This window comes from Frigidibacter sp. RF13, from assembly GCF_026626305.1.
Classification (GTDB): Bacteria; Pseudomonadota; Alphaproteobacteria; order Rhodobacterales; family Rhodobacteraceae; genus TMP-24.
The window spans coordinates 62,668-89,390 of the sequence record NZ_JAPNUE010000001.1; the positions used below are offsets into that span (position 1 = coordinate 62,668).

Annotated in this window: 24 protein-coding genes, 1 tRNA gene and 1 pseudogene; 9 read left to right on the plus strand and 17 right to left on the minus strand. The window is 64.3% G+C overall.

The features are described from left to right. Positions 1-16 precede the first annotated feature (16 nt). The 8 genes from OU426_RS00290 to OU426_RS00325 all read right to left on the minus strand — a co-directional run bounded on the left by OU426_RS00290 (position 17) and on the right by OU426_RS00325 (position 5,481). The gene (locus tag OU426_RS00290; protein WP_267631831.1) at positions 17-1,096 is read right to left on the minus strand and encodes a 2'-deoxycytidine 5'-triphosphate deaminase; all 1,080 of its coding nucleotides are present in this window, start codon (positions 1,094-1,096) and stop codon (positions 17-19) included. 57 nt (positions 1,097-1,153) lie between these two features. Further along, positions 1,154-1,231: transfer RNA gene (locus OU426_RS00295), tRNA-Pro, on the minus strand. Positions 1,232-1,301: 70 nt separating this feature from the next. Further along, positions 1,302-1,985, minus strand: a complete 684-nt coding sequence (locus OU426_RS00300; RefSeq protein WP_267631832.1) for a MerR family transcriptional regulator — start codon at positions 1,983-1,985, stop codon at positions 1,302-1,304. 9 nt (positions 1,986-1,994) lie between these two features. After that, positions 1,995-2,297, minus strand: coding sequence for an integration host factor subunit alpha (gene ihfA / locus OU426_RS00305; RefSeq protein WP_267631833.1), 303 nt, complete (start codon positions 2,295-2,297; stop codon positions 1,995-1,997). 110 nt (positions 2,298-2,407) lie between these two features. Beyond that, on the minus strand, positions 2,408-3,382 hold the full coding sequence (locus OU426_RS00310; RefSeq protein WP_267631834.1) for a beta-ketoacyl-ACP synthase III: 975 nt from the start codon (positions 3,380-3,382) through the stop codon (positions 2,408-2,410). Next, positions 3,379-4,503: a phosphate acyltransferase PlsX gene (gene plsX / locus OU426_RS00315; RefSeq protein ID WP_267631835.1), complete on the minus strand. Its 1,125-nt coding sequence runs from the start codon at positions 4,501-4,503 to the stop codon at positions 3,379-3,381. The genes OU426_RS00310 and plsX overlap by 4 nt, the downstream gene beginning before the upstream one ends. 24 nt (positions 4,504-4,527) lie before the next feature. Then, positions 4,528-4,734, minus strand: coding sequence for a 50S ribosomal protein L32 (gene rpmF, locus OU426_RS00320; RefSeq protein WP_267631836.1), 207 nt, complete (start codon positions 4,732-4,734; stop codon positions 4,528-4,530). Positions 4,735-4,932: 198 nt separating this feature from the next. Further along, positions 4,933-5,481: a YceD family protein gene (locus OU426_RS00325; RefSeq protein WP_267631837.1), complete on the minus strand. Its 549-nt coding sequence runs from the start codon at positions 5,479-5,481 to the stop codon at positions 4,933-4,935. A gap of 156 nt (positions 5,482-5,637) precedes the next feature. Here OU426_RS00325 and OU426_RS00330 point away from each other — a divergent pair, with 156 nt between their 5' ends. Continuing rightward, positions 5,638-6,117: an outer membrane protein assembly factor BamE gene (locus OU426_RS00330; protein WP_324289784.1), complete on the plus strand. Its 480-nt coding sequence runs from the start codon at positions 5,638-5,640 to the stop codon at positions 6,115-6,117. Positions 6,118-6,121: 4 nt separating this feature from the next. Next, positions 6,122-6,892, plus strand: coding sequence for a GNAT family N-acetyltransferase (locus OU426_RS00335; protein ID WP_267631838.1), 771 nt, complete (start codon positions 6,122-6,124; stop codon positions 6,890-6,892). A gap of 111 nt (positions 6,893-7,003) precedes the next feature. Here the strand turns inward: OU426_RS00335 and OU426_RS00340 are convergent, their stop codons facing one another. Genes OU426_RS00340 through OU426_RS00350 form a run of 3 tightly spaced genes read right to left on the minus strand, consistent with a single transcriptional unit; the run spans position 7,004 to position 9,230 of the window. Continuing rightward, a complete protein-coding gene (locus tag OU426_RS00340; protein ID WP_267631839.1) occupies positions 7,004-7,963 on the minus strand; it encodes a methyltetrahydrofolate cobalamin methyltransferase in 960 nt (319 codons plus the stop codon). A 15-nt stretch (positions 7,964-7,978) separates the two neighbouring features. After that, positions 7,979-8,902: a methylenetetrahydrofolate reductase gene (locus OU426_RS00345; protein WP_267631840.1), complete on the minus strand. Its 924-nt coding sequence runs from the start codon at positions 8,900-8,902 to the stop codon at positions 7,979-7,981. A gap of 31 nt (positions 8,903-8,933) precedes the next feature. Continuing rightward, positions 8,934-9,230: a virulence factor gene (locus OU426_RS00350; protein ID WP_267631841.1), complete on the minus strand. Its 297-nt coding sequence runs from the start codon at positions 9,228-9,230 to the stop codon at positions 8,934-8,936. 314 nt (positions 9,231-9,544) lie between these two features. Between OU426_RS00350 and OU426_RS00355 the strand changes: the two are divergent. Both OU426_RS00355 and OU426_RS00360 read left to right on the plus strand, forming a co-directional pair. Next, positions 9,545-10,648: pseudogene (locus OU426_RS00355) on the plus strand (Ppx/GppA phosphatase family protein); the annotation flags it as partial. 80 nt (positions 10,649-10,728) lie between these two features. Next, on the plus strand, positions 10,729-11,481 hold the full coding sequence (locus OU426_RS00360; protein ID WP_267631842.1) for an RlmE family RNA methyltransferase: 753 nt from the start codon (positions 10,729-10,731) through the stop codon (positions 11,479-11,481). 53 nt (positions 11,482-11,534) lie between these two features. Here the strand turns inward: OU426_RS00360 and OU426_RS00365 are convergent, their stop codons facing one another. Next, positions 11,535-12,074, minus strand: a complete 540-nt coding sequence (locus OU426_RS00365) for a Hint domain-containing protein (protein WP_267631843.1) — start codon at positions 12,072-12,074, stop codon at positions 11,535-11,537. Between the two features lie 57 nt (positions 12,075-12,131). On the opposite strand from OU426_RS00365, the gene OU426_RS00370 reads away from it, so the two are divergent. From OU426_RS00370 to OU426_RS00380, 3 genes are read left to right on the plus strand one after another with little or no spacing between them, the layout of a single operon-like run. Then, positions 12,132-12,596 carry a hypothetical protein gene (locus OU426_RS00370; RefSeq protein ID WP_267631844.1) on the plus strand — a complete coding sequence of 155 codons (465 nt, stop codon included), beginning with the start codon at positions 12,132-12,134 and terminating at the stop codon, positions 12,594-12,596. Between the two features lie 36 nt (positions 12,597-12,632). After that, positions 12,633-14,006 (plus strand): aspartate aminotransferase family protein, encoded by a 1,374-nt coding sequence (locus OU426_RS00375; protein WP_267631845.1) that lies wholly within the window; start codon positions 12,633-12,635, stop codon positions 14,004-14,006. Beyond that, positions 14,003-15,397 (plus strand): glutamine synthetase family protein, encoded by a 1,395-nt coding sequence (locus tag OU426_RS00380; protein ID WP_267631846.1) that lies wholly within the window; start codon positions 14,003-14,005, stop codon positions 15,395-15,397. The genes OU426_RS00375 and OU426_RS00380 overlap by 4 nt, the downstream gene beginning before the upstream one ends. Before the next feature lie 162 nt (positions 15,398-15,559). Here OU426_RS00380 and OU426_RS00385 read toward each other — a convergent pair whose 3' ends face one another. Further along, a complete protein-coding gene (locus tag OU426_RS00385) occupies positions 15,560-17,620 on the minus strand; it encodes a M10 family metallopeptidase C-terminal domain-containing protein (RefSeq protein WP_267631847.1) in 2,061 nt (686 codons plus the stop codon). A gap of 85 nt (positions 17,621-17,705) precedes the next feature. Next, positions 17,706-19,784 (minus strand): M10 family metallopeptidase, encoded by a 2,079-nt coding sequence (locus tag OU426_RS00390; RefSeq protein ID WP_267631848.1) that lies wholly within the window; start codon positions 19,782-19,784, stop codon positions 17,706-17,708. Between the two features lie 396 nt (positions 19,785-20,180). Here OU426_RS00390 and OU426_RS00395 point away from each other — a divergent pair, with 396 nt between their 5' ends. Together OU426_RS00395 and OU426_RS00400 are read left to right on the plus strand one after the other, a co-directional pair. After that, positions 20,181-21,905: a type I secretion system permease/ATPase gene (locus tag OU426_RS00395; RefSeq protein WP_267631849.1), complete on the plus strand. Its 1,725-nt coding sequence runs from the start codon at positions 20,181-20,183 to the stop codon at positions 21,903-21,905. After that, positions 21,902-23,179: an HlyD family type I secretion periplasmic adaptor subunit gene (locus OU426_RS00400; RefSeq protein WP_267631850.1), complete on the plus strand. Its 1,278-nt coding sequence runs from the start codon at positions 21,902-21,904 to the stop codon at positions 23,177-23,179. The genes OU426_RS00395 and OU426_RS00400 overlap by 4 nt, the downstream gene beginning before the upstream one ends. A 91-nt stretch (positions 23,180-23,270) precedes the next feature. Here OU426_RS00400 and OU426_RS00405 read toward each other — a convergent pair whose 3' ends face one another. The 3 genes from OU426_RS00405 to OU426_RS00415 are packed head-to-tail and all read right to left on the minus strand — an operon-like array spanning position 23,271 to position 26,700. Continuing rightward, the gene (locus OU426_RS00405) at positions 23,271-24,851 is read right to left on the minus strand and encodes a 5-guanidino-2-oxopentanoate decarboxylase (RefSeq protein WP_267631851.1); all 1,581 of its coding nucleotides are present in this window, start codon (positions 24,849-24,851) and stop codon (positions 23,271-23,273) included. After that, positions 24,851-26,035: a pyridoxal phosphate-dependent aminotransferase gene (locus OU426_RS00410; RefSeq protein WP_267631852.1), complete on the minus strand. Its 1,185-nt coding sequence runs from the start codon at positions 26,033-26,035 to the stop codon at positions 24,851-24,853. The genes OU426_RS00405 and OU426_RS00410 overlap by 1 nt, the downstream gene beginning before the upstream one ends. Then, positions 26,032-26,700: a TetR/AcrR family transcriptional regulator gene (locus OU426_RS00415; RefSeq protein WP_267631853.1), complete on the minus strand. Its 669-nt coding sequence runs from the start codon at positions 26,698-26,700 to the stop codon at positions 26,032-26,034. Before OU426_RS00415 ends, OU426_RS00410 begins: the two co-directional genes overlap by 4 nt. Positions 26,701-26,723 lie beyond the last annotated feature (23 nt).

Sequence of the window (26,723 nt, forward strand, 5' to 3'; positions counted from 1 at the left end):
CAATGGCTGGCCCGGCTCACATTCGGAAATGTTTGGACAGTTTCAGGCCCTGACCCTGATAGTTCGAGGCGATGCCCGCGCCGTAGAGCCGCTCCGGAGGCGCCTGCATCCGTTCATAGACGAGACGCCCCACCACCTGGCCGTGTTCCAGAACGAACGGCGCCTCGTGGCAGCGCACCTCCAGCACGCCACGCGAGCCGCGCCCGCCCGCCGCGCCATGGCCGAAGCCCGGGTCGAAGAAACCCGCATAATGCACCCGGAATTCGCCGACCATCGCAAGGTAGGGCGCCATTTCGGCGGCATGGTCGGGCGGGATCGTCACCGCCTCACGGCTCACGAGAATATAGAAGGCGCCAGGGTCGAGGATGATGCGGCCTTCGCGGGTGTGCACTTCCTCCCAGAAATCAGCGGGCGCATACTGGCCGATCCGGTCGAGGTCGATGACACCGGTATGGGGCTTGGCCCGGTAGCCGACGAGATCGCCATCCCAAGGCGAGAGGTCGACCGAGAAGCCGAGGCCTTCCGAAATCAGAGCCTCGCCATCGACGAGCGGCTCGCGGGCATGAAGGGCGGCAAGTTCGGTGTCGGAGAGAATGGCCTGTCCCTGACGGAAGCGGATCTGGTTCAGACGCATGCCGGGCCGGACGAGGACAGAGAAGGAACGCGGACAGATTTCCGCATAGAGCGGGCCGTCGTAGCCCTCTCCGATCCGGTCGAACTCGACCCCGCCGTCGGTGATGGTGCGGGTCAGAAGGTCAAGGCGGCCGGTAGAACTCTTGGCATTCGCCACCGCCGTCACGCCCTTGGGTAGTGCCAGCCGCTCCATCAGCGGCACGACATAGACGCAGCCTTTCTCAAGGACCGCTCCCGCCGAAAGATCAACGCGGTGCATTTCAAACTCGGCGATCCGTTCGGACACGGTACGGTCGTGACCGGCCAGAAACGAGGCGCGCACACGGTAGGCAACCGTCCCGAGTCGAAGATCAAGGCTCGCGGGCTGCACCTGCGCGTCGGTCACGGCCGGATCGGCCGTGATCTGGCCTGCGCCGATCATCGCGCGGATCGCCCCGTCGGCAAGGACGCCGATGCCTGCCATCTTCCCCTCCGGATACGTCAAGGCCCACCCCGTTTCAGGGATGGGCCTTTGTCGAAATGGTCGGGCCGGTGAGATTCGAACTCACGACCTTCCGCCCCCCAGACGGACGCGCTAACCAGGCTGCGCCACGGCCCGACAGGGGGCTCTATAGGCCGAAGGGCAGGGTGGGGGCAAGCGGCAAAACGCATTGATAAGGCGTGGCCTCTCAGGACCGGCGCGCGAGGCGTCGCTCGTAAAGAGCGCTGAGTTTGAGGTAGACCGTGCGCAGTTCCTCGCGCCTCGATTGTGCGTGATGCTGGGTCATGGCGCGCAACATGGCGGCGGCAGGAATCCAGTCGCCCTCGGCACGCGCGGGGTCGAAATGGCTTTCTGGCGCCAGCGGCGCGGCGCGGGCCCGTTCTGCCTCGCGGGCGCGCTGCAGGTCCGCTCGGCTTTCGGCCGCCTCGGTGACGCTCGGTCTCGCGGGTGAGACGGGATCGGCCCTGAGGCCCGCTTCAGCGGTGCTGCGGTCGTCGGAGGCAAGCATCTCGTCTGGCGAGGCAGGCTCCTCGTTCGGCAGATCCCGATCAATCCGGTCCAGACGACGCGGCGTGGCGGGGGTGGCTTCAAGTTCGGTAGTTCCGTCGGCGAGCCCGGCAATCTGCCGTACCCCCTGTTCGCGCAGCAGCTTCTGCACACCGCGGATCGTCAGCCCGTCTTCATGCAAGAGCTTCTTTATGCCCGACAGAAGCGCCACATCGGCGGGGCGGTAATAGCGCCGACCACCCGCCCGTTTCACCGGCTTGATCTGCGAAAAGCGGCTTTCCCAGAAGCGCAGCACATGCGCGGGCGTGTCGAGATGCTCGGCGACCTCGCTGATCGTGCGGAAGGCTTCTGCCGATTTCGACATTCACCCGCCTCAGCGCTTGTTCCCGGCGGCCACGCGATCCTTCATCAGGTGGGAGGGCCGGAAGGTCAGCACCCTGCGCGGATGGATCGGCACTTCCTCGCCGGTCTTGGGGTTGCGGCCGACGCGCGCGGTCTTGGCGCGGACCGAAAAGGTGCCGAAGGACGAAATCTTCACCGTCTCGCCGGACACGAGCGCATCCGACATATGCTGCAGGACGCTTTCCACCAGCTGGGCCGATTCATTGCGAGAGAGGCCGACGGAATTGTAGACAGCCTCGCTCAGATCCATCCGCGTAAGGGTCTTTTCACCCATGACTCCCCCCGAAATGCGTGCGCGCCACGTTCTTTGCTGGGAGTGAGATTGGGGGCATTGAATTTCCGAGTCAATATCAATGACTTGGAAAGCGCCTTTCAGGCGGTGTTTCACCAGCGGAGAACGACCGATCCCCAGGCAAGGCCGCCGCCAATCGCCTCGGTGACCAGCAGATCGCCCTCTTTGATCTGGCCGCGTTCCTTGCCGACCGACAGGGCAAGCGGGATAGAGGCGGCAGAGGTGTTACCATGATCCTGCACGGTAACCACCACACGCTCCATCGGTACCTGCATGCGCTTCGCCGTGCCCTCGATGATACGGATATTGGCCTGATGCGGCACGATCCAGTCGACGTCGCCGCCATCAAGCCCGACCTTGGCAAGCGCGGTGTGCGCGGTTTCGGCAAGCTTTTCAACGGCATGGCGGAAGACCTGATTGCCCTGCATCCTGAGATGTCCGGCGCTACCGCTGGTCGAGACGCCGCCATCCACGTAGAGAAGTTCGCGGTAGCTGCCGTCGGAATTGAGATCCGTCGACAGGATGCCGCGATCCTCGGTGGTGCCGGTGCCTTCTTGCGCCTCCAGCACAACGGCCCCGGCGCCATCGCCGAAAAGGACGCAAGTCGAGCGGTCGGTGAAATCGAGGATGCGGCTGAAGGTCTCGGCGCCGATCACAAGAACGCGGCGCGCCTGACCCGACAGGATCAGCGCATTGGCATTGGCCAGCGCATAGACGTAGCCTGCGCAGACCGCCTGTACGTCGAAGGCGAAGCCCCGCGTCATGCCGATCTTGGCCTGCACCATGGTGGCGACCGAAGGGAAGGTCAGGTCCGGGGTCGAGGTGGCAACTATGATCGCGTCCAGCCCATCTGCCTCCAGACCCGCGTCGGCGAGCGCTGCGCGGGCGGCGGCTGCGCCGAGGTCGGAGGTGGTTTCACCCTCGGCGGCAAAATGGCGCCGTTCGATGCCGGTACGGGCGCGAATCCATTCGTCGCTCGTCTCGACCTTACCTTCAAACTCGCTGTTCGGCACGGTCCGCGCGGGCAAATAGTGCCCCACGCCCTTCACCACGGCACGGATGGTCATTCTTGTTCTCTGCTCTCTTCAGCCGCGCCCATCGCGGCATCCTGCCCCGGCTGAACGGCGGACGCAACCCGCGCTTTCAGCCGTTCGGTGAAGCCGGAAAGCGCCAGTCGCCGCGCAAGCTGGATCGCGGCCGAAACCCCGGTCGCATCGGCCGAGCCATGCGATTTCACCACGGTGCCGTTCAGCCCGAGGAAGACACCGCCATTCACCCGGCGCGGGTCGATGCGCATCTGCAGCCGCTTCAGCGAGCCGAGCGCGAGGAGGGCCGCGAATTTCGACAGGAGCGTCGCGTTGAAGGCTTCCTTGAGGAAATCGCCCACGAGCTTCGCCGTGCCTTCGCCGGTCTTCAAGGCGATATTTCCGGTGAAACCGTCGGTCACGATCACGTCCACGCGGCCCGAAGGCAGGTCATTGCCCTCGACGAAACCGACATAATCGAAGGCGCCCACCTCGGTCGCCCGTCCGATCAGGTCGTTGGCTTCCTTGATCTCGGTCCGGCCCTTGTGTTCCTCGGTGCCGACATTCAGAAGCCCGACTCGCGGACGCGCAAGGCCAAGGCCGTTTCGCGCGTAGGACGCACCCATCAGCGCATATTGCAGCAGGTCCTGGGGATCGGCTTTCACATCGGCGCCCACGTCGAGCATCACCGCGAAGCCATGCGGCGCGCGGCACGGCCAGAGGCAGGCGATGGCAGGGCGGTTGACACCGGGCAGCTTGCGCAGGCGGATCATCGAGACCGCCATCAGCGCACCGGTATTGCCGCACGATACGGCCGCCTGTGCCTGACCTTCCTTCACCGCGTCGATCGCCGACCACATCGAGGTCTTCTGGCCATGCCGCATCACCTGGCTTGGCTTGTCCTCCATCGACACCACCTCTTCGGTGGCAACAACGGTGGTCCGCGCGGCCAAATCGGGACGTTTGGCTAGAAGCTGAGTCAGCTCCGGCCCGCTGCCATGGACAAGAAAGGCGAGGTCGGGGCATTGGGCCAGACTGTCGGCCATGCCAAGCACAACGGCGACCGCCCCGCGGTCGCCGCCCATCGCATCGACGGAAATGACGATTCGGCCCGGCTGGCCCGCTGTCTGGTCGTCACCCGGAACGGTATGACTGGAGGACATGGGTCAGACGCCGGTCACGCCGCTTCACGCAGCGGCGTCGTCCAGGTCGATTTCGGTCGCCTGAGCGACAACTTCCTTGCCGTCATAGTGACCGCAGGCGCCACAGACATGGTGCGGGCGCTTCAGCTCGCCACAGTTCGGGCATTCGTTGGGGTTAGCCGCGACCAGCGCATCGTGGGCGCGGCGCATGTTGCGGCGGGACCGCGTGGTGCGGTTCTGAGGGACAGCCATGTCTCAACCTCGGGTTTCTGGGGGCCATTGCCCCGGTTTTCCAGGGGTTTCGTCACTGGTTGCCTAAGCGCGACCGGGTGCGAACCCAAGTTACAAGCGAGGCCGGGAACATACTGCGATTCCGGGCGGGCGCAAGTCTTTTCTAGCCGGTTTCTCCGCTCTGCCGCGTTGCGGCATCACGGACAACTGGCGCGCGCCTCATTCGCCTTCTTTGCTCCCCTTCATCAGGTCGGCCAATCCCGCGAAGGGCCTGAGTTTCTCGTCGGTCAGCGGCTCTGTTCCCGGCTCTGCCGCGATCAGACTGTCGAAGCTGACATCCGGTGCGCGGGGATAAAGCGGCAGGGCGAGCGACAAAGCCTCGACAAGAACCGCGCCGAGGTCGATCACCTCGCCAAGCGCCTCGGTCGTGTCATCCTCGGGCATCTCAACATCATCGCCTTCGGGCTCCACATAGTCCGCCAGATAGCGACGCGTGACCGCTTCGTCGATCTGGGACGGGACAGGCGCAAGGCTGACGACGCAGGGCTGGACCACCTCGGCCGCAAGACGGGCCTCCAGCACGAAATCCCTGCGGCCGGAAGGGCGCAGTTCCCCTTTCAGCCGTACGAGTGGCAGATCCAGAAGGCCGAGATCGGCGGCAATCGCGGCGCGTTCGGCGGCATCGGGGGCCAGATCGAAGCGGTGCGGCTTGCGCTGGGGCAGGGCGGCGGTGCGAACCGGATGCGAATAGGGAGCGTCTGCTGCCATTCTCTCTCTCCTTCGAACAATCGACGGTCGCATCGGCGCGGGCGTTTGGCCGACGCGCGGTTTCGGTCCTTGTCGGACCCGGGCGCCTTGTTGTAAGCCGGATAAAAGGCTTCCGCCGTGATGGCAAGCACAAGACCAAATGAACAGGGGGCGGGTGTGAAGAACGGCAAGTTTGGCGGCAAGTTTGGATCCGTCCTTCGGATCGGCATGGCCGGGCTTGTGCTCGCCGTCGTTGCGGCCTGTTCGGCGATCTATTCGAACCACGGCTATGTGCCGACCGACAAGGACCTCGAAGAGGTGGTTGTCGGTCAATCGACCCAGCAGGATGTGGCTGACGCGATCGGCCGTCCCTCCTCGATCGGTATTCTGACCGGGTCGGGCTGGTACTATGTCGGTTCGCGGTTCAAGCAGGTCGGCCTGCGTGCACCGGTCGAGATTGATCGTCAGGTGGTTGCGGTGACCTATGATGACGAGGGCGTCGTTTCGAACGTCGAGCGCTTCGGGCTGGAAAAGGGTCAGGCCGTTGTAATCTCGCGCCGGGTGACCGACAGCAATATCAAGGGGCTGAGCTTCCTGCAGCAGCTTCTGGGCAATATCGGCAACCTCAACGCCGCCGATTTCCTCAACAAGAACTGATCCGATGGGCGCCGAGGGCAGGGCGCCTTTCCCTTCGGCCGACGCCATGATGCTGGCCGCAGGCGGCGGGCTCTGCCTGACGGAGTCGCGCTCGCCCGACGCGGTGTCGGAAGCGATTCGCGCGCGCGCTGCCCGTTTTCGTCCGCCGGGCCGGGAGGATGGCGATCCGTTCGATCCGCTCTGCCGCCATTTCCTTCTGCGGCCTGAGGCGGGCGTCGCGCCCGTGGGCGGCTTTCGCCTGCAGCTTTTTCCCGACGGTCCGTCGGCGGCGTCAGGCTATTCCGCCGGGCGTTATGATCTTGCTCCGCTGGCGAAGATCACACGACCGGTGGCAGAGCTTGGCCGGTTCTGGCTGGACATGCCGGGAGGCGGCGCGGCAGACGGGATGCGCCTTGTCCTCGCCGGGCTGACGCGACTGGTGCGCGCCAATCGGATCGCGCTTCTCTTCGGCTGTGCGTCCTTTCCCGGGGCGGAGGCCGCAAGCCATGCCGCTGCTCTGAATTGGCTCAGGACCCGGCACACGGGCCCCGAGGGCTTCGCGCCGAGGGCCTGGCGGCCCGCCCGGGCAACGGCGGCAGTGCCCAGTGCTGCGGGCCTTCCGCCGCTTCTGCGCCTCCACCTCGGCGCTGGTGCCTGGGTCGGCCCCGACGCGGTCGAGGATGCCGATCTTGGCACGACCCACGTCTTCATGGCTTTGGAGACTGCTCGGGTCCCTCTGGCCCGGGCGCGAGCATTGAAAGCGCTTGCGCGGCTTGCGGCATACAAGCCGACCTGATCGGGCCATGACACGCTGGCTGGCTCATCGTCGCCTTCGGCGCTCTTCGCGCGCCTGCGACGAGCGGCCGGAGGCCGACGAGGAGCCGTACCTAAGAATAGTGGCGCGTGGTCAGGCGCGGGCGCGACGACCGCCGCGACGGCCCGATGCGGCGCTCGACTGCGCTGCGGAGGCTTCCGCGAAGGTCATGCCGCCCTCGACGGCCTCCAAAACCTTCGAGAAGCGGATCCATTCGCCGCCGTTCGGGTCGTGGTTCATCAGAAGGTTGGCGGCACGGATCGCTTCCATCTCGACCTGGCGGACCGGGTTCATGATGGCGGACGTCATGCCGGCGGAAATCGCCATCGGCAGGAAAGCCGCGTTGATGCCGTGGCGGTTCGGCAGGCCGAACGAGATGTTCGAGGCGCCGCAGGTGGTGTTGACGCCAAGTTCCTCGCGCAGGCGCTTCACAAGGGCGAAGACCTGCTGGCCCGCGGTCGCCATAGCCCCGATCGGCATGACCAGCGGATCGACGACGATATCATGCGCCGGGATGCCGAAATCGGCGGCACGCTGCACGATCTTCTTGGCCACTTCGAAGCGCACATCGGGGTCTTCGGAAATCCCGGTGTCGTCGTTCGAAATGGCGACGACCGGCACGTTGTATTTCTTCACGAGCGGCAGGACGAGTTCGAGACGCTCTTCCTCGCCGGTGACCGAGTTAAGAAGCGGGCGGCCCTCGGCGGCCTCCAGCCCGGCTTTCAGCGCGCCGGGAACCGACGAGTCGATGCAGAGCGGTACATCGACAAGGCCCTGCACGAGCTGGACCATCGAGGTCATCAGGGGCGGCTCGGTGAGGTTGGGATCGGGGTTCGAATTGTAGACAACGCCCGCGTTGATATCGAGCACCATGGCGCCACAGGCGACCTGTTCCAGCGCATCCTTCTCGACAGTCGAGAAATTGCCGGCCTCAAGTTCGGCAGCCAGCTTCTTGCGCCCCGTGGGGTTGATCCGCTCGCCGATCACGCAGAATGGCTCGTCAAAGCCGATGACGACGGTTTTGGTCTTCGATTCCAGGACGGTGCGGGTCACGTTCTTTACCTTTTCTCAGTTCTGTGCGGCCGGGACGGCGCTTTTGCCGCCATGCTCGATTGCCCAGGTCGCGTTGGTCTTGATCCCGCCGAGCGGGAAGAAATGCACGGATTCGATGCCGAAGTCCGGGTCCGCCGCCTTGTGCGCGGCCAGTTCTGCCACAAAATCGTTCGGCTCGTAAGGCAGAAGGAGCTTCGTCACATCCATCGCGCGCTTCTGCAGCACTTTGAGCGACGGACCAACGCCGCAGGCAATGGCGAACTTGATCAGCGTCTGCAGCTTGGCGGGGCCCGCGACACCGATATGAACCGGCAGCTTGATGCCTTCGGCATTCAGGCGGTTCACCCAGTCGATCACGGGCCTCGCCTCGAAGCAGAACTGGGTGGCCATCGCCATCTTGGCGTCGGTCCGCTCGCTGAACGCCTGCTTCCAGCGCAGCGCCTCCATCACGTTGCGGTCCGACCCGTCGGGGTCGATATCCTTGTTGCCTTCCGGGTGACCTGCGACATGCAGCCGGTCGAACCCGTCGAAAAGCCCGGTTTCGATCAATTGCATCGAGCAGTGGAAATCGCCGTGCGGGGTCGAAACGCCGCCGCCGAGCAGCAGCGCCTGGCGCACATCCGCCTCGCCCTGATAGCGGGCGATCCAGTCAGCGAGCGTCGCCTGGTCCTTGATGATCCGCGCCGGAAAATGCGGCATCACCTTGAAGCCTTCGGCATTGATCCGCTTGGCGGTCGCTACCATGTCCTCGAACGGCGTGCCGTCGATATGGGCAATATAGACGCGGGTGCCTTTCGGCAGCAGCTCGCGGAAATCCTCGACCTTCTCGGCGGTGCGGGGCATCACCTCGATCGAATAGCCTTCGAGGAAGGCCTCGACGGCCTCGCCGCTCACCTGCGGTGCGGGGGCTTCCTTGCGGCGGAAATTCAATAGTGCCATTGCAGCTCTCCAGAGGCCTTGGCCGGGCACGTCACGCCCAGCCATCATTCGCGATCAGCGCCTTGATGCGCTCTTGGTCATATTCGGCGTCAAGCCGCGCGGCTTCCGCCGCTGCGACCGCTTCGTCCTCGCCCTCGACCACGACAGGTGCGGCCTTCCGCCATTCGGCGAGATAGGCGTCCGTATCGCGTGCGCCCACCTTCATGGCACAGCGGTCGATGGCTTGTTCGAACCGTTCCGGCAGCACTTTCTTCACGCCCCGGCGCCCCTTGCCCACGATGACCTGGGCCGGGATGTCGCGCCAGTAAACGATCGTCACGTCCGCCATGATGACTCCGTCAGTTTCGGCCTCTCATACCGCCCTGTTCGCGACACCAAACGTCGGATTTCGACATGGCGCGCGATCAGAGCGACTTGCGCCCACAGGGATAGCGCGAACGGTCGCGATGGGCGAGCGCCGCGCGTCCGAAAAATTCTCATGAACATGATGAGACTAGTGGCGGGGCCGGTCGGGTGGGCCGAGTTTTTGATCATTCGATCAACAAAGAATCGTGAGAAGCGCCGCCTGCGGCTCCGCTTCGCCTTGATTGCGCCCGTGTAGGAGGTTAGGTTGGGGATAACTTGATTTGGAGGGCGTTATGAAGGCGTCCCGGCGGTCAGGGCGCGTTCCCGGTTCCGGTAGAGCCCCCGACAACCGCCAAACCAGACCCGGCGCAGCTTTATGCGGCGCTTGACCTCGGCACGAATTCGTGCCGGATGCTGATTGCCCAGCCGAAGGGCAGTCAATTCCATGTCATCGACAGTTTTTCAAAAGCGGTCCAGTTGGGTCATGGGCTTGAGGCGTCGGGCAAGCTCAGCCGCGCTTCGATGGGCCGCACGGTTCAGGCGCTGCATATCTGCCGCAAGAAGATCGAACAGCATGGCGTGAAACGGATGCGGCTGGTGGCGACCGAGGCCTGCCGCCGCGCCAAGAACGCGCGCGAATTTCTCAAATTCGTGCACCGGGAAACCGCGCTGCCGCTGGAGATCATCCAGCCCGAGGAAGAGGCGCGGCTGGCCGTCATTTCCTGCGCGCCGCTCGTCTCGACCCGCACCGAACAGCTTCTTGTCGTCGATATCGGCGGCGGCTCGACCGAGCTTGTCTGGATCGACCTTTCCGCAGTGCCGCGCCATGACCGGCCGCGCGCGATCATGCGCCTGCACGCAGGCTTTCATACCGTCGACAGCCCCTTTCCGGCGGCGAAGGTGGTTGACTGGATTTCGGTGCCGCTTGGGGTCGCAACGCTCAAGGACCAATTCAACGATGTCGATGATGATGCGGCGCGCTTCGCGCTGATGTCCTGGCATTTCGAGGAACAGCTCGCCGATTTCTCGCCCTACAATGCCAGCCAGCCGCGCGAGGGGTTTCAGATCATCGGAACCTCCGGCACGGTGACCACGGTGGCCGCCAGTCATCTGGGGCTGCGCCGCTATGACCGGACCAAGGTCGACGGGCTGCGCATGACCTCCGACCAGATCGACCGGGTGATCCGGGACTATCTGAAACTCGGACCCGACGGCCGCAAGAACGACCCGCGCATCGGTCGCGACCGCCATTCGCTGATCATGTCCGGCTCGGCGATCCTGCAAGCCCTGATGCGGGTTTGGCCGACCGACCGGCTGTCGGTCGCCGACCGCGGGCTGCGCGAGGGGCTTCTCTATGCGCAGATGTCGGCGGACGGCGTTCTTGAGGAAGGGCCCTTCTGATCCGGCCGCCCGGGTGATTGCGATCCTGCCGCGTTCCGATTATCTGGGCAGGGAAACGCTTGAACCCGAGGAGAGGGGATATGGCCAAGACCCCTTCGGGGAACACATCGGGACGCGGGCAGCGCGATCTACGGGTGCGGGTAAAGACCGCCAAGGGGCGGAAGCTTTCCTCGACGCTCTGGCTCGAACGACAGCTAAATGATCCTTACGTGCAGCGCGCGAAGAAGGAAGGCTACCGGGGCAGGGCGGCCTTCAAGATCCTCGAACTTGACGACAAGTTCCGATTTCTAGTGCCTGGCGCCCGCGTCGTCGATCTTGGCTGCGCGCCGGGCGGTTGGTGCCAGGTCGCGGTCAAGCGCGTCAATGCGCTTGGCGAGAAATCGGGCAAGCGGGTCGGCAAGGTGCTGGGCGTCGATCTGCAGGAGGTCGAGCCGATCGCGGGGGCCGAGATCCATCAGCTCGACTTTCTTGAGGATGGGGCGGATGACAAGGTGAAGGCCTGGCTCGGCGGTCCGGCCGATGTGGTCATATCCGACATGGCGGCGGCGGCCTCGGGCCACAAGGGCACCGATCACCTCAGGATCATCGCGCTTTGCGAAGCGGCGGCGGAGTTTGCCTTCGATGTGCTGGAAGAGGGCGGTACGTTCGTCGCCAAGGTGCTGGCCGGTGGCGCCGAAAACGAGCTGCAGGCGATCCTGAAGCGCGCCTTCACCAAGGTCGCGAACGTGAAACCGCCCGCGAGTCGCGCGGACAGTTCCGAAAAATTTGTGGTTGCGACCGGCTTTCGCGGGCGCCGCACCGAAGATGCACCATCCGAAACCGCGCCGGAATGATGCAAGCCCCGCCCGCCTAAAAGGGCGCTTAAGACGGACGGGGCCCCGCGCCCCTAGGGCGCAGTCTGAAGCGTCACCCCTTCCGCCTGAACGCAGGCGGGCTGACCGCAATGGAACAGGTAATAGGTCACAATCGTTTCCGGCTTCCTCATAACGCCGGGACGACCGATCAGTTCCCGCGCGGCGCGGACTTCGGTCGAAAAATTCATCATCCGCGACTGAACCTTCTGGGCGGGCGAAACGGTCATGTCACGCGCCGGCAGGCCGGGCCCGAGCGCACCGGCACGGATCAGGATCGGCTGGGCATCGGGGAAAGAGGCCAGGAATCCCTCGTCGAGCTGCACCTTGTCGATCCAGGCGATACGCCTGATCTGGCCGTCGTCCAGGCGCAGCGGATCGTGCTGGCGCAAAACCTGCACCGGCAGCGCACCGAACGATGTCATGACATTGGCGTTCCAGCACAGGCCAGGCAGCGACCAGACACTGTCCTTGCGATCCGCCGGGCCGACCGGCGCGGTCGGCGGCGCCGTGATCGGGCGCGTTGAGGCTGGGCTGATATTTTCGGTCGTGAAGCGCATCAGATCAAAATTCATGCGACATATCCAAAACGCGGACGCCGCCTTACAAAGCGGACCGCAAACTAAAATGCGTTGTTCAACAAAATCACTACCAAGTTTACCAACTACTCAACCGCCCCGCAGGAACTCGCGACGAAAATATGTCACGGGGCGTTTCTTCTGATGCTGCACCTTAGGCTGCCGCTGCGCGCGATCAAAGCCTTCGGTCGGCGCAGTCGCTCCGGGTTTCCGCAAGGCGCACAAATATCCATGATCGGCCTGATAGTCGCGCTTTCGGGGGTGAAATCGCCTTCGTCACCCGCCGGCAGACGATTCGTCGCACCTTCACGGACCGTGCTTGCCAGTCGGGTCGGGCAGGCATCCAAACCCGCTGGCGAAGGGCGACGAAATCGTATATATGATCAAATTATGTACACGAGGGATCAGTTGAAATGCTTCGGCTCCGCGCGGCTCTCGCGTCGCGCCAAGCTGCCTTTGCCTTTGTGCCGTGGTTTCGAACGCCAGCGTTTCGGCCTGCCTGCGCCGCCCGCAGCCTGATCAGGCCAAGCATTCTCTCAACAGATCAGGTGACCTATGACGACTTCCACTGACATGATCGGCGGTGTGTCCGCCGAACGGCTGGCCGCCATTGCGGCGCGCGAGGCCGACATCTATGCGGCCGCGCGGCCGAAGACCCGCGCGGCGCTTTCCGCCGGAACCGCCGCTTTCCTCGATGGCGTGCCGATGCTTTGGATGAAGGATTGGCCGCAACCCTTCCCGATGCTGGTGGCCGAGGCGAGGGGGGCGGAGCTTCTCGATCTCGACGGCAACCGGTTGGATGACTTCTGCCTGGGCGACACGGGGTCGATGTTCGGCCATTCACCCGAGCCGGTCGCGCGCGCTCTGGCCGAGCAGGGGGCGAAGGGTCTGACCTACATGCTGCCCACCACCGACGCGCTCGATGTCGGACGGCTCTTGCAAGACAGGTTCGGCCCCTTCGTCTGGCAGATCGCCACGACCGCGACTGACGCCAACCGCTTTTCCATCCGCGTCGCGCGGGCGGTGACCGGGCGGCCGAAGATCCTGTTCTTCGCGGGTTGCTATCACGGCGCCGTCGATGATGCGATGGTGCGACAGGTCGATGGCGAGACGGTCGAGCGGCCGGGTCTCGTGGGTCAGGTCGTCGACCTCTCGACCACGTCGAAAGTGGTGGAGTTCAACGATCTGGCGGCGCTCGAGGCGGCACTCGCCGAAGGCGACGTGGCGGCGGTGTTGGCCGAGCCTGTGATGACCAACTGCTGCATGGTCCTGCCGGACCCGGGCTATCACAAGGCGCTGCGCAGCCTGACGCGCAAGTACGGAACGCTTCTGATCATCGACGAGACCCACACGATCTCGTCCGGCCTCGGCGGCTATACCCGCACACACGGGTTGGAACCCGACATGTTCGTGGTGGGCAAGCCGGTGGCAGGCGGGCTGCCCGCCTCTGTCTGGGGCATGACGGACGAAGTGGCCCACCGCTTTAAGGCCTATGACGCAAAGCGACCGGAAGGCTTTTCCGGCATCGGCACGACCTTGTCGGCCAATCCGCTGCAGTTCGCGGCGATGAAGGCGAACCTGTCGCAGGTGATGACGGCAGAGAATTACGCCCACATGGAAGCCGGCGCGGCGCGGCTGGAACGCGGCCTCGCCGATGTGATCCAGCGCCATGGCGCGCCGTGGCATGTGGTGCGGGTCGGCGCGCGGGTCGAGTTCATCTGCCATCCGACGCCGCTCAGGAACGGATCGGAAAGCCATGAGGCGCACAAACCGGCGCTGGAAAAGGCCATCCATGCGGCCTTGGTGAACCGCGGCTGCCTGATCGCACCCTTCCACAACATGATGCTCGTCTCGCCTGCGACGGGCTTTGACCAGATCGACCGGCTGATCGCCGCCTTCGACGCCATCACTGCGGAGCTTTTCGAATGACGACCGACACACCCAGCCCCTCGGGCTCGACCGTGGCGGAGGCGGAGGCCTTCCTCGCCGCCCATCCCGAGATCGAGGCATTCGACATCGTGCTGCACGATTCAAATGGCATCGGGCGCGGCAAGATCATCCGGCGGCACGAACTTCTTTCGATCTACAAGTCCGGCCGCCATCTGCCGATCTCGATCCTCGGGCTCGATATCTGCGGCGAGGATGTGCATGAAACCGGGCTGATCTGGGACCAGGGCGATGGCGACGTGCGTGCCTGGCCGATCCCGGGCAGCCTGGTGCCGTTGCATGGCACCAATCCCCCGCGCGGCGAGGTCTTCCTGTCGCAATATACGCTCGATGGTACACCGATGATGTCCGACCCGCGCCACGCGCTGGCTGCGCAGGTGGCGGCGATGGCGGGCGAAGGGCGCTACCCCGCGGGCGCGTTCGAGCTGGAGTTCTTTCTGCTTGCCAATGACCGCGATGCCGACGGCCGGGTCCGCCCTGCCGATGCGGTGCTGGACGGCCGCCGGTCTGACAAGACCGAGGTCTATTCGGTCGACCATCTGCACGGGATGGAGCCCCTGTTTTCGGAAATCTACGCCGGCGCCGCCAAGGCGGGGATCAAGGCCGAAACCGTAATCTCGGAGTATGCGCCGGGGCAGTATGAGCTGACGCTGCATTACCGCACGAATGTGCTTCAGGCCGCCGACGATCTGATCCGGCTGAAGCGCATTGTGCGGCTGATCGCGCGGCGCTTCGGGGTGACCGCCTGTTTCATGGCCAAGCCGATCGAGCGCTACGCGGGATCGGGCATGCATTTCCATGTGTCCTTGCAGGACGGGCAGGGCCGGAACCTATTCACTGAAGAGGTCGAGGGTCAGTGGAACCCGCTCCTTCTCCATGCGATGGGCGGCATGCGCGCGACAATGGCCGAGACGATGCTGGTCTTCGCACCCCATGCCAACAGCTGGCGGCGCTTCGCCAACCAGTCCTATGCGCCGGTCTCGACCAACTGGGGGGTGAACAACCGCTCGGTCGCGCTGCGCATCCCGGCGGGAGCCAAGGCGGCACGGCGGATTGAGCATCGGCCTGCGGGTGTCGATGCGAACCCCTATCTGGTGGCCGCGACGGTACTCGCGGCGATTCGCCACGGGATTGCGAACCAGATTGATCCCGGCCCGGAAACAACCGGCAACGGCTACTCGGACGAGGCGGGCGGGGCGATGCCACGCGACTGGCGCACGGCGATCGAGGCGGCACGAGGGTCTGATTTCCTGAAATCGGCCCTGGGCTCAGAGATGCACCGGACCTTCGTTGCCGTGAAATCCGCTGAATATGACCGGGTCAACCGCACGATATCGGACGTTGACTACGACCTCTATCTGCATACGGTATAAAGAAAAAACTCTGTTTCTGGCGAAACAACCATTTGACGATTGCCCGAAGTCGGTGCAATCAGGTGGAGACGCGCCAAAGCTGGCCGGGAGCCGCCGCTTCCGACCAGCTGGTCCTCGGAGTCGGTGTGGCGACTCCGGGGACCATCTTGGCGACGGATTGTTTCAGACGACGATAAAATCGCTCGCGGTGAGGCTGAGGCCCGCGGTCAGGGTCGCGAATTGGATGCCCATGTTCCCGCCACTTCCGTCCGCATCATAGGTGAGCGCGCCGGTGGTCGTGTTATAGAGGATCACCTCGGTCGCGGTTGTCGCCTGACCGGTGCTGCTGGCGTGGAAATAGGCGCTGTCGAGCAGGCCCAGCCCGCCGCCGAGCGGCCCCGACACGGCTTGGACCGCGCTCATGACAAGATGGCCGAGGTGAATGACATCCTCACCCACGTTGAAATCGGTGATGAGGTCTATGTCGTCCACATCCAGCGCGTCCTTGAAGACGAACGCATCGAAGCCCGACCCGCCGGTAAGCGTGTCGGCGTCAAGGCCGCCGCGCAGCGTATCGTTTCCGATGCCGCCACTCAGGGTATCGCTGCCGCGGCCGCCTTGGATCGTGTCGTTGCCGTTCATGCCGCTGACAAGATCATCGCCCCAGTTGGCATAGAGGCCATTGTCACCGCCGTCACCGGTCAGGGTGTCGCCATGCAGGCTGCCGATCAGGGCCTCGATAGAGATGTATCTGTCGCCATTTGCTTCGCCAGAGCTTCCGGCGCCGACACTCAGGTCCGCATCGACGCCCACGCTTGCTGTCGCGTAGGAGGCCGTATCAAATCCCAGCCCGCCGTCCATTTCATCCGCACCGCCGCCGCCGACAAGCGTATCATAGCCTTTGCCGCCCATGATCGTGTCATCGCCGCCATAGCCGAAGATCAGATCCCAGCCGACATTGCCCCTGAGGATATTTGCATTCCCGTCGCCGTAAAGCTCGTCAGCATAGACCGAGCCGATCAGATCTTCGATGCTGGAATAGCTATCACCGGCAGCTTCGCCCGCATTCACCGCAGCATAGATCAGGCTTGCGGTGACCGAGCCGCTCGACTGGGCGTAGCTTGCTGTGTCCCGGTCCGCGCCGCCGTACAGGGCATCGGCGCCCGCGCCACCTTCCAGCGTGTCGTCGCCGAAAAAGCCGGACAGGGTGTCGCCGCCCGCGCCACCGACAAGGTAATTGCCGACACCGTTGCCGTCGATCATGTCATTGCCGCTGCCGCCAATGGCATTCTCGATCAGCGACTGCTGGTTCCCCTGGAATAGCAGCGCATTGTAGATGTTGCCGGTCGCATACTGACCCGACCCCAGATAGGCCCGTTGCGTCCAGGAAAAGAGCGAGCTTGCCCCGGGCTTCAGCGAGATCTGGATACTGTTCGAATAGGCCGACAGGTCGTACGTGTCGATCCCGCCACCGTCCCAGACCGTCGCGAAGACATTATCGCTATGTGGCTGAAGCAACAGCCAACCATTCACCCAAGTGTCGCCACCACCAGGTGCCCAGACGTAAGTTGTATTGCCGCTGTTGGTCGTATAATCCGCGCCGTACATCTGCTGAAGCGCCGCGATGTCGAGCATCATGTAGGTCTGGGCGAAACCGTAGTATTCGTTCTCGAAACCTGGCGTAGTGTCGCCCACGAACGAGCGCGCGCTCATGATGGTATATTCCATCGCGTCATAGTCGTAGGGCAATGCGGGTTGCGAACTGCTGAGCGGGTCAGAGCAACTGAGGCCGAGAGCATGGCCAATCTCGCGCAACGTTGCCATCCAATGCCAGGTCCCGAGTTCAGGTGCAGGAAAGCTGACGTCACGCGTAAACCAGATGTCACCGGACTGAGCCAAGTTTCCGGGCCCATAAGCCCAGGCGGTGTCGAAAGCGTTGGAATAGCCGAAGCGCAGATGTGAATCTTGCGCTCCCAAGAAGCTCAGGCCGGTGAAGCCAGAAATGGCAAATGTCGGTGCGTTTGTGCTCCAGTCTAAGCCCAGAGCATCACCTATCACCGTTACTGTCTGGAACCAGGAAATTGGTTCAAAGGTGTCGGGTTCGCCGCTGTAGCCATAAACATTGGTGGTGGGCATCGAATAAGTGATGACCTGATCTGCCCATGCGTAACCAGAAAGCAGGCCATCAATCTTGCTGTCTCCAGTCAAAGAAACGACCTTAATAGGGTGTCCGATGCCGCCCACTAAACCTCTCCATCCTCGGCATAGCTCTTAGATAATGTTAGAAAACGGACGCTGGCGCATCCGACCATCTTGGCGACGGATTGTTTCAGACGACGATAAAATCGCTCGCGGTGAGGCTGAGGCCCGCGGTCAGGGTCGCGAATTGGATGCCCATGTTCCCGCCACTTCCGTCCGCATCATAGGTGAGCGCGCCGGTGGTCGTGTTATAGAGGATCACCTCGGTCGCGGTTGTCGCCTGACCGGTGCTGCTGGCGTGGAAATAGGCGCTGTCGAGCAGGCCCAGCCCGCCGCCGAGCGGCCCCGACACGGCTTGGACCGCGCTCATGACAAGATGGCCGAGGTGAATGACATCCTCACCCACGTTGAAATCGGTGATGAGGTCTATGTCGTCCACATCCAGCGCGTCCTTGAAGACGAACGCATCGAAGCCCGACCCGCCGGTAAGCGTGTCGGCGTCAAGGCCGCCGCGCAGCGTATCGTTTCCGATGCCGCCACTCAGGGTATCGCTGCCGCGGCCGCCTTGGATCGTGTCGTTGCCGTTCATGCCGCTGACAAGATCATCGCCCCAGTTGGCATAGAGGCCATTGTCACCGCCGTCACCGGTCAGGGTGTCGCCATGCAGGCTGCCGATCAGGGCCTCGATAGAGATGTATCTGTCGCCATTTGCTTCGCCAGAGCTTCCGGCGCCGACACTCAGGTCCGCATCGACGCCCACGCTTGCTGTCGCGTAGGAGGCCGTATCAAATCCCAGCCCGCCGTCCATTTCATCCGCACCGCCGCCGCCGACAAGCGTATCATAGCCTTTGCCGCCCATGATCGTGTCATCGCCGCCATAGCCGAAGATCAGATCCCAGCCGACATTGCCCCTGAGGATATTTGCATTCCCGTCGCCGTAAAGCTCGTCAGCATAGACCGAGCCGATCAGATCTTCGATGCTGGAATAGCTATCACCGGCAGCTTCGCCCGCATTCACCGCAGCATAGATCAGGCTTGCGGTGACCGAGCCGCTCGACTGGGCGTAGCTTGCTGTGTCCCGGTCCGCGCCGCCGTACAGGGCATCGGCGCCCGCGCCACCTTCCAGCGTGTCGTCGCCGAAAAAGCCGGACAGGGTGTCGCCGCCCGCGCCACCGACAAGGTAATTGCCGACACCGTTGCCGTCGATCATGTCATTGCCGCTGCCGCCAATGGCATTCTCGATCAGCGACTGCTGGTTCCCCTGGAATAGCAGCGCATTGTAGATGTTGCCGGTCGCATACTGACCCGACCCCAGATAGGCCCGTTGCGTCCAGGAAAAGAGCGAGCTTGCCCCGGGCTTCAGCGAGATCTGGATACTGTTCGAATAGGCCGACAGATCGTACGTGTCGATCCCGCCACCGTCCCAGACCGTCGCGAAGACCCGGTTGTCGCCCGGCGCGATGGCAATGCCGCCGTCGACCCATGTGACGCCGCTGCCGGGAGTCCATTTGTAGGTCGTATTGCCGCCATTGGTCGAGTAATCCGCGCCATACATCTGCTGAAGTGCGGCGATGTCGAGCATCATGTAAGTCTGGGCGAAACCGAACTGTTCGTTGGCGTAACCGCTGCCGATGTCGCCGACGAACGATTTATAGCTCATGATGGTGAATTCCATCGCGTCGTATTCGTAGGGCATCTGAGGGAAGAATGTGCCCGAAAAATCCTCATAATCGTGCGGATGCTTGAGGCCAAGGGCATGGCCGCTCTCGTGCAGGATGGTTGCCCAACCCCAGTTCCCCGCCGTCGGTGTCTGCAGTTCCGGGTCCGGCCCAAGCCAGATATCGCCTGCCTGGCTGTAGGACCCAGGGTAATAAGCCCAAGCGGTGCTCGGGTCGCTCGAATAGCCGAGGCGCAGATGTGCATTTGTGGCAAAGGTTTGAGCGATGTTGACGCCTGTAAAGCCTTCCACTGAAAACCCGTCGTTTGCAGCGACGCCATAGCCCGCATCGAGTGCGAATTGCGCCGCCTGCTGAACCGACCAGGTGACTGGCGAAAAGGTCCAAGCTTCCTCACCATAGCCATATTCGTCGTAGATGGGGAACGAGTAGAATATTGTCGCGTCGGACCAGGCAAATCCAGATAGGAGGCCATTGATCCGATCGTCTGCGGTTCGACCTACAAGCCTGTATGAGTGCCCTATGCCGCTCAATGGAGTTCCCTCGCTACTAGTGATCGCCGATCGGTCTTGTCAGTTCGTTCCGGTAGTATCCGATAAGCTGATTTAAACTTGCGCCATATCGACCAGTTTCCTCATCGTCCGTCAAGAGAGGGAGCTGCCGATGCAAAAGGTGGCAACGCCACATGTCTGATCTGTGTCGAGGCCTGCAGATATGTTCCAAGAATGCGCCGATTGTTGGGCAACTCCATCGCGCCGGACCGCCCGCCTTCGGACAGATTTCCGCTGCTTTCTGCGTTTGTCCGAGACCGCAATTTGACATAGTCCTGTGCGAGGATCTATGCCGAAGCTCTGCAACTACCGGTGAAGCTTTGTAATGCAGGGCTGGATAGAATGGCGGCGACCCTGGATGAGGAGCGAGTCGGGAGAATGACGGCAACCAACCCGCTCAGGGCAGCGATCGGTAGGCACCGGGGCGCGATCCTTGCGGTCACGCTCTTCAGTTTCTTCGTCAACCTCCTGATGCTGACCGGGCCGCTCTTCATGCTGCAGGTCTATGACCGGGTGCTGCCCAGCCGGTCGGAACCGACGCTGATCGCGCTCTTCCTCGTTCTCGGTTTCATGTATGTCGCGATGGCGGTCCTCGACGGGGTACGGGCGCGGGTTGGTGCACGGATCGGGGCGCAGATCCAGAGCGATCTCGACGCCTCCGCCTTCCGTGCCTCGATGCTCGCGCCACCCGCATTGGCGAAAGAGGGGGCGACAGCTTTGTCCGATCTGGAGGCCCTGCGCCGCTTCCTCGGCTCGCCGCTTGCTTATTCCTTCCTCGATCTGCCGTTCGCGCCGCTCTTCGCCCTGTCGATCTTCGTCTTCCATTCGTGGCTCGGCGCACTGGCGCTGGCGGGCGGAGTGGTTCTGGTCGTGCTGATGATCCTCAATCAGCGCATGAGCCGGGCCCCCGCATCCGAGGCGGCGCGCACCGCGAGCGCCTCGACCCGCATCGCCGAACAGATCCGCGCCCAGCCGGAGACGGTGCGTGGCCTCTCTATGGTCGATGCAGCGATCGGCCGGTGGCGGCGGGAACGCGATGTGGCGCTTTCGCGAGAGCTTGGACTTGCTGACCTGAACGGCGGTTTTGGCACGGTGGTGAAGACCTTCCGACTTTTCCTGCAATCGGCGATGCTGGCGCTCGCCGCCTGGCTGGTGATCCAGGGCAAGATGACGGCGGGTGGCATGATCGCCGCCTCGATCCTGATGGGGCGGGCGCTCGCGCCGATAGAGCAGCTGGTGGGCGGCTGGTCGAATGTGGCGCGCGCCGCGCAGGGATACCGGTCGCTGTCGGTTCTTCTGGCGCAGGTGGGCGCCGCGCCCGCCTTGACCGCGCTGCCGCGGCCCGCGGCGCAGCTCCAGGTGCGTGATCTGGCGATGGTGCCGCCGGGGGCGGCGAAGCCCACGCTGGCGCGGATCAGCTTCGCGCTGGAACCGGGTCAGGCGCTTGGCGTCGTGGGTGAAAGCGCCGCGGGCAAGTCGACGCTTGCCCGTGCGCTCGCAGGCATCTGGCCACCGGCAGCGGGCGAGATCCGGTTGGGTGGCGCACGGCTCGACCAATATGACGAAGAGGCGCGCGGCGCCTATTTCGGCTATCTTCCGCAGGATGTCGCGCTTTTCGACGGGACGGTGGCGGAAAATATCTCCCGGCTGTCGGCCACGCCGGACGCAGAAGCCTGCGTGAAGGCCGCGCAGGCGGCGGGCGCCCATCAGATGATCCTTGACCTGCCGCAGGGCTATGACACGCCGGTCGGCGCGGCGGGGGCTCGCCTGTCAGGCGGCCAGCGCCAGCGGATCGGGCTCGCCCGCGCGCTCTACCGCTCGCCCCAGGTCCTGATCCTTGATGAGCCGAACTCCAACCTCGATGCATCGGGCTCCGAGGCGCTGAACCTCGCGATCCGCGCCCAGAAACAGGCGGGCGGCGTGGTGATCATCATGGCCCACCGTCCCGCCGCGATTGCCGAATGCGATTTCCTCCTGATGCTCAGAAACGGCCAGCAGGTTGCCTTCGGCCCCCGCGACGAGGTCCTGCGCAAGATCGTGGCGAACCATGGCCAGATCGTGCAGGGGCCGCGGCCGGTGCCGGGCGCGGGGGCGCTGTCATGACCTGGAATATTCGCAGGCCGGTCCTTCTCGGCCTTCTCACCTGCGTTGTGCTGTTTCTCGGGATCTTTGTCTGGGGCGCACGCGCCTCGCTGTCCGGGGCCGTGGTCGCGACCGGTCAGGTTGCGGTCGAAAGCCGCAGGCAGGTGGTCCAGCATCCCGATGGCGGGGTGGTGGACAGGCTTCTGGTCGCCGACGGCGATCTCGTCGAGCAGGGTCAGGTTCTTCTGGTCCTCGATGATGCAGAGCTTCTGTCGCAGCGCGCGATCTACGCCGGGCAGCTTCTGGAACTGCGCGCCCAGGCGGCGCGGCTGAAGGCCGAACGCGACGATCTGCCGGAAATCGCCTTTCCCGACGGGCTGGATGCACTTGGTTCGGCCGAGGCGGTGGAAGAGGTGCGCGCGGGCCAGAGCACGCTATTTTCCGCACGACTTACGACACTGGAAGAGACGGGCAAGTCCTACGGCGAGCAGAAACTGCAGGTCGAGAATGAGATCGACGGCCTCAAGGCGCAGGAGGCGTCGCTGCGCGCCCAGATCGAGCTGAATGCATCGGAGCTCTCTGATGTCGAGGACCTGTTCAAGAAGGGTCTGGTCGAGGCGGTGCGAGTCACCGCGCTCCGCCGCGAGGCGGCACGGTTGCAGGGCTCGCTCGGCGAGGCGGAGGCGATGGTGGCGCGCAACCTCGGCCGGATTGCGCAGCTGGACGTCGAACAGCTGCAGCTTCGTGCCGAACGGCGCGAAAAGGCGGTGGGCGAACTGCGAGAGGTCGAGGCCCGGGCGGCAGGCGTGCAGGAGCAGTTGAATGCGGTCGAGACAAAGCTGAGACGGCTGGAACTGCGCGCGCCGATGGCGGGCATCGTCCATGACCTGCGTATCCATACGATCGGCTCGGTGATCCGGCCCGCCGATCCGGTGCTGTTCGTGATCCCGAAGGATGCCGACCTCACGGTTCTGGCCCATATAGACATCTATCATATCGACAGCGTCCATATCGGGCAGGCGGCCGCCTTGCGGTTCTCGGCCTTCGATACGCGGACGACGCCCGAGGTGGCGGCGACGGTCCTGAGGCTGTCACCCGACGTGACGGTCGATGAACGGACCGGCGCGCAACACTATACGGCCGAACTGCGTGCCGACGAGGGCGCGGTGCTGCCCGACAAACCCTTGCTGCCCGGTATGCCGGTCGAGGTCTATATCCAGACAGGGGAACGATCGCCGCTGTCCTATCTGATGAAGCCCTTCACCGATTACTTCAACCGGGCCTTCCGCGAATAAAGAAGGCCGCGAATAGGTTGAGCGCCGGATTTCGTCACGAAATCCGGCCCGAAATCTTTGAAAGACTTCGGCCTGTCCCGGGCGGCGGGCCTCAGAGCGGGCGGGCGCGGACCTCGATCATGCGGGGGCCTGCGGCGGGCGACGCAAGTGCGGCTTTCAGGGCGGTGATGTCGAGCGGGACCGACTGGAACGGCAGGTCGCAGGCCGCGGAAAACGGCTCCATCCGCAGCGGCGATGGATGGCAGCCGATCACCTCGGCCTGAACCGCCTCCATCGCATCGGCGATTTCCTGATAGGAGGCGCTGTTCCAGACAAGGAACGTGATCGGAAGCTTCTCGTCGACCGCGGTTCTCAGCTCGCCCGGACTGAACTGCAGGCCGCCGTCGCCCACAAGGCAGATGACCGGCACGCCGGGCGCGGCGAGTGCTGCGCCGACAGCGGCGCCCGGGCCGAAGCCGAGTGCACCGAAACCGGTCGCGGCATTGAACCAGCCGCCAGGCCGGTCGTGGTCATAGGTGATGTTCGCCGCATAGACCGGCTGGGTGCTGTCACCCACAATAATCGCGCCGGGCACCGCATCGCGCATCGCCTCGACGAACGGCAGGTAACGGGCAAAACCGGGCGACAGGCTGGCGAGTTCCGCCCGCGCGGCCTTCATTGTCGCGGCGACGCGCTCGGCAGCCCCCGTGGGTTTCTGATCCAGCAGCGGCAGCAGCGCCTCCATCGCTTTGCCTGCCTCCGCCTGAAGGGTCAGCCGCGCCGGGTGGCGGGCAAGCTGTGCCGTGCAAAGGTCGATGCGGATCATGGCGGCGAGGTCCGGCATGCCCTCGGTGCCATACATGTCGTAGTCGGTGCGGCCGAGCTCGGTGCCGACGGCCAGAACCTGATCGGCGTCGGCCAGCAGCGCGCGCACCGATTTCAGGCTGGGTGAGGCGGCGAGGCTCAGGGAATGCTGCCAGAGCAGCCCGCGCGCATTCGTCGTCTGGATCACCGGCGCGTCCAGCCGCTCGGCCAGCGCGCGCAGCGCCGGTCCCGCATGCCGGGCGCCGCCGCCCGCAAGGATAACCGGGCGCCGGGCGCGGTTCAGAAGCGCCGCCGCTTCGGCAAGCTGCCCCGCATCCGCCGCGCGGGCGAGTGGCGCTGGCGCGGTCGCGGGCAGGGGCGGGCAGGGCAGGGGCATGACGTCGGTCGGAACTTCGATATGGACCGGGCCGGGGCGGCCTTCGGTCAGCGCGGCGAAGGCCTGCGCCAATACCCGCTCGACCATCTCGGGCGCGGTGATCTGGAACGTGGGGCAGAGCGGGCGCACCATGCCCGCCTGGTCCGGCACTTCATGCAGGAAGCCAAGACCTTGCCCAAGGCTCGCGCGATTGTTGACGCCCGAAATGATCAGGACCGGCACTGAATCCTCGCGCGACTGGCCCATCGGCGTCAGCGCGTTCAGAAGGCCGGGGCCGGTGATCACGAAGGCGACGCCGGGCTTGCCGGAAACGCGCGCATATCCATCCGCCATGAAGGCCGCGCCGCCTTCATGGCGCGCGGTCACATGGCGGATACCGGACCCGGCGAGCCCCCGGTACAGCTCGATCGTATGAACGCCCGGAATGCCGAACACCACCTCGACCCCGCGCGCTTTCAGCCCGCGCACCAATTCTTCGCCGACAGAAGCCATCAGGCAGCCTTTCTCAGGGTTTCAGCGTAGGAGAGGATGCGACGGCAGCCTTCCTCGCATATGTCATCGGGCTGGCCGAGCGAAACGCGCAGCCAGCCGCCGAAGGATTGGCCGAAGCTTTCGCCCGGCATTACCGCGACCTTCTGCTGATCGAGGAGCGCGGTGGCGAACTCGATCCCGGTCAGGCCGGTCGCGCGCACGTCGATCACCACGAACATGCCTGCTTGCGGCTTATGGACCCGGAGCCCCGCCTTGCCGTCGAGCGCCGCATGGAAAAGCTTTGCGCGTTTGGCGAACCGTTCGACCATCCCGGCGGCGACGGGCGAGGGAGCGGAGAGTGCCGCCGCCGTCATATCGGCGATGAAGGGCTGGTTGCCGAAGAGCATGGTCTCGGCAAGCGGCAGAAGGCGCGCGGCGAACTCGGGCGAACCAAGGCACCAGCCGGTGCGGAAGCCCGGCGCGGCATGCGATTTCGAGATCGAGGTGCAGACAATGGTACGGGGCGCAAGATCTTCCAGCGCGAAGGGCGACAGGAAGCTCTCGCCCGGGAAGATCAGATCCTCGTAGACTTCGTCGGAGATAAGCCAGAGGTCATGTTGCTTCGCCAAATCGCCGATGACGACGATCTCGTCGCGGGTCAGGATCGCGCCGGTCGGGTTGTGCGGGCTGTTGAGGAAGATCGCCCGTGTGCGTGGCGTGATCGCCGCCGCGACATCTGCGGCCTGCAGGCGGAAGCCCTTCTCGGGTCGCAGCGCCACCGGCACGACCTTGGCGCCGCTCGCGGCCACGACGGCTTCGTAGGTGGCATACATCGGATCGCCGACGATCACCTCGTCGCCCTCATCGGCCACCGCCTTCAGGGCGGCAAAGATCGCGGTCTGGGTGCCGGGCAGGCAGATGAACTGAGTCTCGCCGACCCGCCGTCCTAGCCGGGCCGTGTATCGTTCGGACAGGGCCTTCAGCAGCGCCGGTTCGCCGCGCCCGTTCGAGTAACCGGTGCGGCCGGCCGCGATCGCCGCCGTTGCTGCGTCGCGCATCGTCTGCGGCGTGGGCACGTCAGGCTCACCGATGGTGAATTCGAGGATCGGTTCGCCCGCAGCCTTCAGCGCGCGCGCGCGGCTGTGCAGCGCCCATTTCGATCCGCCAAGGGTGCTCAGGCGGTCAGTGATCTTGGCATATCTCATGCGGAGTCTTTCCGGTCAGATCTTGAAGCGTCAGTGGGTGGCGGCTTATGGCGCAAGAGATCGGCGCGGACAATCCGGCCCGCCGCCATCAGCGCGATCTCTACGATTTCCTCCGGGTCGAAGTGATTTTCCTCCGTGGCGCCTTCCAGCCACAGCCCGTCGATCAGCCCGTTAAGCGCGATGGCAAGCATGCGCGCGTTCTCCGGACCGCCGACGTCCGGCATCTGCTGTAGAAGCGCCTGAACCGTGCCGCGGAAGGCCAGATAGGTTTCATTGTGAATCTCTGCGAGGTCGGGGTGGCTGCGGGTGCGGTGGATGAAGGCGGTCCAGAGCGTGACCTGCCGGTCGGTCATGACGGGCGGGCGCAATGTCGCCGCGATGAAACAGGCAAGGCGTGCGGCGGCATCGCTTTCTTCGGCGGGGATGGCGTCGAGCCCCTGGGAGATCATCGCGGTCATGAAGCTGCGATAGGCTTCGCGCGTCAGCTCTTCTTTCGAAGAGAAATAATGCCTGATCAGGCCCTGCGTGACCCCGGCCCGCAACGCGATCTCGCGCACCGTCGCGCTCGGGAAGCCGCCTTCGGCAATAGCCTCAAGCGCTGCCTCTACCAGCTGCTCCCTGCGGGCAACTTCGCCCTTGCGTTGGAATTTTTTTCGCGATTCCATTTGGATCACCGAATTATACACTT